Below are 7286 nucleotides of genomic sequence, written 5' to 3'. Positions count from 1 at the left end.
TGAAAGTCCTCTCGACCGCTAGCTCGATGGCCAGCGTGCGGGGCGGCGTAGTCAGGGCTTCCAGCCCTGACTGTTCCAGCCCCGACACCGTCAGGCCAGGATGGCCTGACTACGCACTTTCACGGTAAAGCCGCTCCCACAGCCGCCGCGCGGCGGCGGGACTCGACCGGCCAGGGCGCGGTCGGCGGGGCCGCCGGTCCGCGCAGCGGACCCTACGGATTGCGCACGGCGCACCCCACGCCAAGTGGTCCGAGCAATTGCGTCGGGTGATACTAGTGCTCCGCGCCCCCAGTGCCCGGCGCCGCCGGCGTCCGCCCGGCACTCGGGGAACGCGACCCCGCCCACAGCAGGGTATGCAGTTCATAAAGCCCGTCCCGGTGCGAGACCAGGGCGCGCTTTTCGTTTGCCTTCAGCGTGTGGGCGCCGTCGTCCTGGAGTTGGAAGATCAGGCCCTCCAGATAGTGCCGACGGCGGCGGTTGGGTGTCTCGTCCGGCAGCAGGGAGGCGTGCAGCGCGTAGGCGCAGGGGTCCACCACCGCCCGGTACCACAGGTCGCCCCCGGTCGCCGACTCGCAGACGGGGGCCGCGGCGGCCGCCAGGTTCTCGTCGAGCAGTTGCAGCACCCGCGGCTGGGCTGTTTCTTCCGGGGTCAGGAAGATGCCGAGACGCCGGGCGAACTGACCGAGCCAGACGCGGCTGGTGAGCATCGACACCGGGATCGAGAGGGCCAGACCTGCGAGGACGGGCGTGAACCACCAGAAGAAGGACGGGACATAGCGGTAGGTGAGGAAGCCGACCACCGCGGCGATCAGGGTGTGGGACAGATGGGTGGCGAAGGCCTCCGCGAATCCGGTCTGGTGGTCGCCGCGCTGCTGGGCCGGCCAGCCGACGTTCTGGCGCAGCAGGATGGCCGCCACGAATTTGCTCTGGAACAGCATCAGCACCGGGGCCAGCAGGACCGAGAACAGGCTCTCCAGCAGCACGCTGAGCGAGGCCCGCAGCAGACCGCCGAACTGCAACCGCAGGCCGCGCTTGGCGGCCAGCAGCACCAGGGCCAGGATTTTGGGCAGGAATAGCATGGCCAGCGTCACCCACAGGACCGTGGTCATCTCCACCGTGAAGGTCTCGGGCCAGACCGGCAAGAAGTTGTCACCGAAGAAATAGACGGGTTCCACGCCGCTCTGGAACCAGGCGGCGATGCCGGTCACCACAAGAAAGATCAGCCACAGGGGCGAGGCCATGTACGACATCACGCCCATGACGAAGTGGATCCGGCTCAGCGGCTTGAAGCCCCGCGCGAAGATCAGGCGGCTGTGCTGGAGATTGCCCTGACACCAACGCCGATCACGCTTGGCGTAGTCGATCAGGGTGGGCGGGATCTCCTCATAGCTCCCACCCAGGTCGTAGGCCAGCCAGACCCGCCAGCCGGCGCGGCGCAGCAGGGCCGCCTCCACGAAGTCGTGGCTCAGGATCTCCCCCCCGAAGGGCTCGCGGCCCGGCAGCTTGGGCAGTCCGCAGTGTGCGGCGAAGGGCGCGACCCGGATGATGGCGTTGTGGCCCCAGAAGTTGCTGGTGCCCAGTTGCCAATAGGACAGCCCCGCGGTGAACATGCGCCCGTACAGGCTGCCGGCGAACTGAATCATGCGCGCAAAGAAGGAGGCACGGTTGACCGGCACCGGCGGCACCTGGATCAGGGCGACACAGGGGTTGCGCTCCATGCGCGCCACCATCTCCACCAAGGTCTCGCCGGACATGATGCTGTCGGCGTCGAGGATGATCATGTAGCGGTAGCGCCCGCCCCAGCGGCGGCAAAAGTCGGCGATATTGCCGCTCTTGCGGCTCGTGTTCTCCACCCGGTTGCGGTAGAAGAGCCGCGCCGGCGCGCCCAGTTCCGCGGCCCAGCGGCGCCACAGCAGTTCCTCCTGCACCCAGATGTCGGGGTCGCGGGTATCGCTCAGCACGAAGATCTCAAACCCCTCGTGTTGGCCGGTCTCCACCAGTGACTGCCAGACCGCCCGCAACCCGGCGAAGACCCGCACCGGGTCCTCGTTGTAGACCGGCATCACCAGCGCGGTCTTGAACGGGCCGGTCGGTGCGTCCGGCCCGGAACCGCGGGTGTCCGCGGTGGCGATGGCGTAATGGTCACGCCCGGTCAGGAGCATGGCGAAGCCGATGGTCGCGGTCCAGAAGGAGGCGCTGATCCACAGGGTGAGAATGGCGTAGAGGCCGAGTAGAACCAGTTCAAACAACTGGGTGCCGTTGTCCTGGAAGGCGACGCTCAAGAGGCTCAGCGCGCCCAGCGTCGTCAGCAGCACCAGCGAGAAAAAGATGGTACGGCGGAAGTGGTGACCGGGCACGCCGATCCGGGATTCACTGGTCATCGCGGGGGCCCCTGGTGCGGATCGGCGGCGGCATCACCCGGCAGCAGGCCGATCAGGCGCCGCAGGCCGGCGGCAATCGCCCGGCCGACGCGACGCCAGAAGAGTTCGATCGTGTTCGGCACCATGGTCAGGGGCGCGTCCGGGGGCCGCGGCTGGACGCCGGCCGCGTGGATCGCGGCGGCGCAGGACTCTTCGGAGACTCCGGCAAAGCGCGCCGCCCAGCCCGGCACTGCACCGCTCAGGACGGCCGCACGCGCGGTAAACAGGGCGTCGCGATCCCCCACGATGCCCAACTCGGCGCTCAACCAACGGTCGAGCAGGGCGTAGGTCACCTCGATGGCGGCCTCCACCGGGTCTTCCAACTTGGCCCGACCGACACGCGCCTCGAAACGCTCGCGGATGCGCAACCCGAGCCGCTCCAGGTGCAATGGGTCGGTGACACCCAGGGCGCGCAGATAGTCGGCGACCCGTCCGGCGACCTGCTCCCAGGGCGCCGCGGACTGGCCGGACTCGTCCACGGGCGCCGCGTCGGCGATCTGCCCCATGGCGAGCGTCGCCGCCGCTATTCCCGATTCCATTGGAAGCTCCAGGTTTCGCTCAGCACGTCATCACCCTTCTTCAGGTAGGCGCGCAGGTCCACGGGGCCGTCGCCGTCGGGGGTCAGTTCAAAGAACAGCCGCCAACCCCGGGCCTCCGGATTGGGCTGAACCACCGGCTTGGACAGGGTACCGACGGAGGTCGTGACCACGGCCTCGACCGGGGTATCGGCCGGCAGACCGGCCAGGGTCGGGCCGACAAAGTCGACCACGAACTTACGCTTGTTGGAATCCAGGGTGCTGGTGCCGCCGGCGCCGATGCGCGTGGACAGGGTGCGCCCGCCGGTCAATTTCGCCTCCGGATCGGCCGCGAGGCGCAGACGGTAGTTGTACTCGAAGGGCTTGCTGGTCGACGGCATGCGCTCCGGCACCCAGAAGGCCGCGATGTTGTCATAGCGCTCGGAGTCGCTCGGGATCTGGACCAACTCGACCACCCCCTTGCCCCAGTCACCGTCGGGCTCCACCAACGCACTCGGGCGCCTCTCGTAGCGGGCCTCCAGGTCCTGGTAGTTCGCAAAGTCGCGGTCGCGCTGCAGCAGACCGAAGGCGCGGGGGTTGTCGGCATGGAAGTCGCTGATCCGCAAGCCCTTGGAATTGACCAAGGGACGCCAGATGCGCTCCCCGCTGCCGGTCTCTATGAACAAGCCGTCCGAGTCGTGGACCTCGGGGCGGAAGTCGTCCATGAAGCGGTCGGTATCCTCGGCGTGAAAGAACATACTGGTCAGCGGGGCCAGCCCGAGCTTCTTCACCCGTTCCCGGAAGAACAGTTGGGCCTTCACATCGATGACCGTCTCCAGCCCCGGGGTGATCAGGAACCGATAGGCCCCGGCGACGCTCGCGCTATCCAGCAAGGCGTAGATGGTGATGGCGGTGGCGTCGCGGTCCGGTTTCTCCAGCCAGAACTCACGAAAGATCGGGAATTCCTCCTTGCTTGCGAGCCCGGTGTCGATGGCGAGCCCCCGGGCGCTGATCCCGTAGTTGAGTCCCTGGGGCACCGCGCGGAAATAGCTCGCCCCCAGGAAGACCGCCAACTCGTCGAAGACATCGTCGCGATTGAGCGGGTAGAGCAGGCGCACCCCGGCGAAACCGAGATCCTCAGGGACCTCGGACGCGACCTCCGACAGGTCTTTCTCATTTTCCTTATTGCCGTATTTGTAGAAACCGGCCTTGAAGGGCACCGCGACGGCCTTGCCGTTCTCGATCAGGTTGATCGTCACCCGGTCCTTGAACAACCCGCCGCGCGGGAAGAGTTCGACCTGGAACGGGAGGGACTCGGCCCGCCAGATCGATTGATCGCGCTTGAAGCGCAGATCGCGGTACTGGTCGTAGTTGAGATCGGCAAAGAAGGCGGGCAGCGCGGGCTGATCCGGCTGGTAGGGCCCCGCCGCCAGGTCACCGGCACGGCGCACCACGGAGGCGAAGGTGAAGTGGCCGGGCACCCCCTGCTCGGAGCCGCGGGCCGCGGGGCCGGCCGCGGCCAGGCCCCAGGGCCCTGCCGTAAGCGCCGCAACGGTGAGCGCCAGGGCCGCACCAAGGGGGAGGAATCCGCAACGTCTCGGGATCATGGTAGAGAATTACCTGCTGTTCAGGGTCGCGCAGAGAAAGAACCGGGGGCGGACGGTCGCGACCAGGGAGAGGGCACGGACAGTGCCGCGACACCCGGCCGCAAAGCCCCGCCAAAACGCGGATTGTATGGCAGCGGGCAGGGGGCGCGCACGGTTCTTCATCGATACTTTGAAAAATCGCCGGTCGGCGCCCTGCCGGACGGGCCGGAACAGGGGCCGAAAAGACTGGTTGTGGACGGACACTCGCGGTAAGCTGAACGCCGATCGAGTCGCCGCGGCCACCCCCCGCAACCCCCAGACCAGCAATCACAATGCCCTCGGATGCCCCCCCCATGCCCCCGGCCCCCCGGGACGAACCGACGACCGGCGCCGGGACGGGCGAGCGCGTGCACGCTGCGGGCAGCGCCGCCGCGGCGGCGGCCAGCAGCGAGTCGCGCCTCAAGGTGCTGCTGCAGAGCGCCCCGGTGGGCATCTTCATGCTGGTGGACCGGGTGTTCGTGGAGGTGAACGACCGCCTGTGTGAACTGACCGGTTACCCGCGCGAGTCGCTGCTGGGCCAATCCACGCGCCTGGTCTTCACCTGCGAGGCGGAGTTCCTGCGCATCGGACAGGAAGTCTATGCCACGCTCGCCCGGGAGGGCAGCACCGAACTTGAGTTTCGCCTGCGCCGCCGCGACGGCCAGGTCATCGACACCCTGCTGACCTGCGCCGCCGTGGATCGGACCGACCTCTCCCAGGGCGTGGTGTCGACGCTGCGCGACGTGACCGACATCCGGCAGACCGAGGAGCGCCTGCGCCAGGCCGCCCGGGTCTTCGAGAGCACCAGCGAGGGCGTCATCATCACCGACGCGCAGGCCTGCATCCTGGCCGTCAATCAGGCCTTCACCCGGATCACGGGCTACGCCGAGTCGGAGGTCCTGGGCCAGACCCCGCGCGTGCTGCGTTCCGGACGCCACGACCAGGGTTTCTACGCGCAACTCTGGCAGTCGCTGAGCGCGAGCGGACAATGGCAGGGGGAGATCTGGAATCGCCGAAAAAACCTGGAGATCTTCCCCGAGTGGCTGACCATCAGCGCGGTGGCTGACCACACTGACCGGACCACCCACTATGTCGCCGTCTTCAGCGACATCAGCCAGCTCAAGCGCTCCCAGGAGCGCCTGGACTTCCTCGCCCACCATGATGCCCTGACCCGGCTGCCCAACCGCGTGCTGCTCCAAGACCGCCTGGCCCACGCCATCCGCCGCGCCCGGCGCGATGCGGGGCGCCTGGCGCTCCTGTTCGTCGACCTGGACGGGTTCAAGGCGGTCAACGACACCCTGGGCCATGGGGTCGGTGATCGCGTGCTGGAGGTGGTGGCCGAGCGGCTCGGTGAGCGCCTGCGCGCCGCCGACACCCTGGCCAGGCACGGCGGCGACGAGTTCCTGATCCTCCTGGACGGCGAGACCGATGCCATCGGCGCCGCCATCGCGGCCGACGCCTGTCTGAGCGTGCTAGCCGAGACCATCCCTATCGATAGCCACGCGATCCATATCTCCGCGAGCATCGGCATCGCGCTGCACCCGGCCGACGGGGCCGACGCCGAGACCCTGCTGCAGAGCGCTGATCTGGCCATGTACCGGGCCAAGGAACGGGGGCGCGGCCAGTACCAGTTCCACGCCCCGGAGATGACCGCCGCCATCCATGAGCAGCACGCACTGGAGACCGCGCTGCGCGGCGCCCTGGCCCGCGACGAACTGCGGGTGCACTACCAGCCCCAGGTGGTCCTGACCGACGGCCGCCTGTGCGGGATCGAGGCCCTGGCGCGCTGGACCCACCCGGAGTTGGGCAGCATCGCGCCGGCGCGCTTCATTCCGATCGCCGAGCGGATCGGGCTGGTGAGCGAGATCGGCGATTGGGTCCTGGCCCAGGCGTGCGCGCAATTGGCCGCCTGGCGGGCGGCCGGGCTCGCGATCCCCACGATCGCCGTCAACGTCTCGATCCAGCAGCTCGAACGGGCCACCCTGTTACCGGCCGTGCGCCGCGTCCTGGAGGAGACCGGGATTGCCCCCGGCGACCTGGAACTGGAGGTCACCGAGTCGGTCATCATGGGTGACAACCCGCGCGTCATCACCGCCTTGAGCGACCTGCGCGCCCTGGGCGTGCGCCTGGTGGTCGACGACTTCGGCACCGGCTCCAGCGCGCTCGGCCGTCTCAACCGCGTCCCCATCGACCGGCTCAAGGTCCACGGCTCCTTCGTGCGCGAGCTCGGCCGCGGCCCCCGCGACAAGGCGATCATCCGCGCCATCATCGGCCTGGGCCGCGACCTGGGGCTCGAGGTCATGGCCCTGGGCGTCGAGCGCGAGGTCCAGTCCAACGTCCTGCGGGCCGTCGACTGCCGCTACGCCCAGGGCTATCTGTTCGGCCCGCCGCTGGATGCCGAGTCGCTGGGGATGCATTTGCTGCACTGGCCGATCGCTACGCGCTAGGCCGCGGTGCGAGCGCCATTTTCGTTGTCGTTGTCGTTGTCGTTGTCGTTGTCGTAATCGAGGCTATCGTAGCGCCCCGGATTCTCTCGCACCCCAAAGGCCATCGCTTCTCCGATTACGATTACGATTACGACAACTATTACGACAACGACAACGACAACGACAACGATTGTGTTTAGCCGCAGTTCAGGGCTCGATCTCTATGACGACCAACAGCACCATCGCAACCGAAGACGTGGCACCCGGTGCGGACGCCGTCCCGGAACTCGAACTCGCGGA

General features: G+C 68.0%; 4 protein-coding genes. 1 reads left to right on the top strand and 3 read right to left on the bottom strand.

The genetic code is table 11. The features are described from left to right. Nucleotides 1-272: 272 nt before the first annotated feature. Genes mdoH through QZY48_RS11380 form a run of 3 tightly spaced genes read right to left on the bottom strand, consistent with a single transcriptional unit; the run spans nucleotide 273 to nucleotide 4542 of the window. Nucleotides 273-2381, bottom strand: a complete 2109-nt coding sequence (gene mdoH, locus QZY48_RS11390; RefSeq protein ID WP_295430974.1) for a glucans biosynthesis glucosyltransferase MdoH — start codon at nucleotides 2379-2381, stop codon at nucleotides 273-275. Further along, nucleotides 2378-2959, bottom strand: a complete 582-nt coding sequence (locus QZY48_RS11385) for a hypothetical protein (protein ID WP_295430973.1) — start codon at nucleotides 2957-2959, stop codon at nucleotides 2378-2380. Before QZY48_RS11385 ends, mdoH begins: the two co-directional genes overlap by 4 nt. Continuing rightward, nucleotides 2944-4542 (bottom strand): glucan biosynthesis protein, encoded by a 1599-nt coding sequence (locus QZY48_RS11380; RefSeq protein ID WP_295430972.1) that lies wholly within the window; start codon nucleotides 4540-4542, stop codon nucleotides 2944-2946. The genes QZY48_RS11385 and QZY48_RS11380 overlap by 16 nt, the downstream gene beginning before the upstream one ends. Before the next feature lie 332 nt (nucleotides 4543-4874). Between QZY48_RS11380 and QZY48_RS11375 the strand changes: the two genes are divergently transcribed. Next, nucleotides 4875-7007 carry an EAL domain-containing protein gene (locus QZY48_RS11375; RefSeq protein ID WP_295430971.1) on the top strand — a complete coding sequence of 711 codons (2133 nt, stop codon included), beginning with the start codon at nucleotides 4875-4877 and terminating at the stop codon, nucleotides 7005-7007. Nucleotides 7008-7286 lie beyond the last annotated feature (279 nt).

The sequence above is a fragment of the uncultured Thiodictyon sp. genome (genome assembly GCF_903828115.1).
Lineage (GTDB): Bacteria > Pseudomonadota > Gammaproteobacteria > Chromatiales > Chromatiaceae > Thiodictyon.
Note: the sequence above shows the minus strand (reverse complement) of the source record. Positions and strands in the feature narration are given on the sequence as shown.